The sequence below is a fragment of the Streptomyces sp. SID10853 genome (assembly GCF_010548145.1).
GTDB lineage: Bacteria > Actinomycetota > Actinomycetes > Streptomycetales > Streptomycetaceae > Streptomyces.
Genome location: NZ_JAAGLN010000453.1, coordinates 1 through 2,155 on the forward strand (window position 1 = coordinate 1; position 2,155 = coordinate 2,155).

A 2,155-nucleotide genomic window follows, 5' to 3' on the forward strand; every position below is an offset into this window, starting at 1 on the left:
GGTCGGGTCGGCGAGCACCGTGTCCGCGCGGTCGCAGGCCGGCCGGGGCGCGCCGGTGATCAGTTCGATCTCGGCGAGGTGGGCGAGGAGTTCGGCGGCGGTCCCGGGGCGGACACCGCTGTCCAGTGCGGTTCGCGCCAGCGCGGCGGCTCGGCCCGCACGTCCGGTGGCGACGAGGGAGCTCACCACGGGAACGAGCAGTCCGGCGCGCTCCGGGCCCGCGGGCTGCCGCTCTGCCGCCGGGGCCACCAGATCTATCACCGTGGCCGGGTGCTGCAGGGCGAGCCGCCTCGCGGTGCGCTCCAGCTCGCAGAGTGCACCGCTCTCACCCCCGGCCGCGGCTGCCGCCAGATGTCCGGCCGCGCCGGTGAAGTCGCCAGTGGCGGCGAGGCGTTCGCCCAGTTCCCGGCGGAGCGCGGTACGCACCGGCGGGGGCACTGCCTCTGCCACGGCCCGCCGCAGCGCCGCATGGCGGAACACCAGCCGGTGTTCCGTGGACACCAGCACGCCCGCTGCGACGCACTCCTGTACCGGCGTCATCAGGTCACGCGCCGTCCGCTCCAGCGCCAGCGCGAGGTCGACCGGCGTGACGGAGCGGCCCAGTACCGCCGTCACGTCCAGCAGCGTGCCTGCCTCCGGGGACAGTCCGCGCAGGGGCCGCAGCAGTGCCTCCCGCAGCCGGTCGGGCAGCGGACCCGGCGGCAGCGTCGCCGTCGGCGCACCCGCGGCCGGCACGGTGAACTCCGCTGCGGTCCCGGCGAGTTCCACGACGCGTCCGGGCAGTCCGTCCGCGACGGCGCACAGGGCGGTGAGCCGTTCGTCGGGCGGTGCGCCCAGCACGTCCGTGGCCAGTTCGGCCACCGCGTCCGCGGGGAGCGGCCCCAGTTCCATCCGGAGCGCGGCGTCCGCGGTGAGGGCGGCGAGGAGACGGCTGACGCCGGAAGTGTCCGTGTCCTCTCCGGCCGGCGCCGGTCCGCCGCCCGGCGCACGCGTCAGTATCACGAGCACCGGAAGGGAGCAGGTGGTCAGCAGCGCGGACAGGTCGCGCAGGGCCTCCAGTGCCTGCGGGCTCGCCCACTGCACGTCGTCCAGCGCGACCAGCAGCGGTGCCGTGGGCGGCCGTTCCGCGATGTGGCGGAGCAGCCGGGCGAGCGCGCTGTCGTCCTCGGATCCCTGTGGGCCGGGCAGCAGCCGGAGCGGGGCGAGGAAACCGGGGTGGCCGAGGTGGTCGGCTGCGGCCCGGCAGACGGTGAACCCGCGGACGGAAGCGAGCAGTTCGGTCTCCGCGAGCATCCGGCTGCGTCCGCTTCCGGGGCCGCCCTCGACCAGGACGACCCGGCCCCGTCCCCCGGCCGCCTCCGTGAGCGCTCGCACCAGTTGCCCGCGCAGGGTGTCCCGGCCTCGCAGTGCATGGACCACGGAATCCACTTCCTTTGCTCAGGCACTCGGTGTTCCGCCGATCGGGAACACCGGGAAAAGAATGACCATTTTCTGTGGCTGCCGAAAGTCGCGAATTCCCGGAAAGGCGAATGAGGGACCCTGTTCACGGTGACGGGCATCAGGTACGTAATTCTTGGGAACGCGATTCCGTGACCGCGACACCGTGAACGCGACTCCGTGACCGATGCCCTGTGGAACGGGACATGTGGTGGGGCGCCGGAACACGTCTTCTGCCAGGCCGGGTTCAGTGCGGATGCGTCCTTTCGGGAATGCTCACCCCACCCGGACGCGCGGGATGTGGCAGCGGCTCGCACACTCCTTGACGGTATTTCGTGAATAGCGCGGAAGGGCTGGGCCGGCCCGTGCGGCTGTGCCTATATTTCCGTTCGTGAAAATATTCAGGAGAGATCACTCCGGCCTTTTCGCGTGGCGCCCGCTAGTCCGGCTCGTGCGCGCCCCCGCCGCCCTGTCCGTACCCGGGGACGTCCTGAGCGGAGCCGCTGCCGCCGGGCGGCCCATGGACATCCGTACGCTCGGAGCCGCCGCGTCCTCCGTCTGCCTGTACTGGGCGGGCATGTCCCTCAACGACTACGCCGACGCCGCTGTCGACGGCGTCGAGCGCCCCGGCCGGCCGGTTCCCTCCGGGGCCGTCGAGCGGCGCACCGCGCTGGCCGTGGCCGCCGGACTCACCGCTGCGGGTCTGGCGCTGGCCGCC

At 73.2% G+C, this 2,155-nt stretch carries 2 protein-coding genes; one reads left to right on the forward strand and one right to left on the reverse strand.

The annotated features are described in order from the left end of the window. The coding region (locus tag G3I19_RS36215; RefSeq protein WP_343235313.1) for an AAA family ATPase at window positions 1–1,419 on the reverse strand (1,419 nt) is incomplete at its 3' end. Window positions 1,420–1,834: 415 nt separating this feature from the next. On the opposite strand from G3I19_RS36215, the gene G3I19_RS36220 reads away from it, so the two are divergent. Then, window positions 1,835–2,155, forward strand: a 321-nt coding sequence (locus tag G3I19_RS36220; RefSeq protein ID WP_164267907.1) for a UbiA family prenyltransferase, incomplete at its 3' end; no start/stop codon positions are given.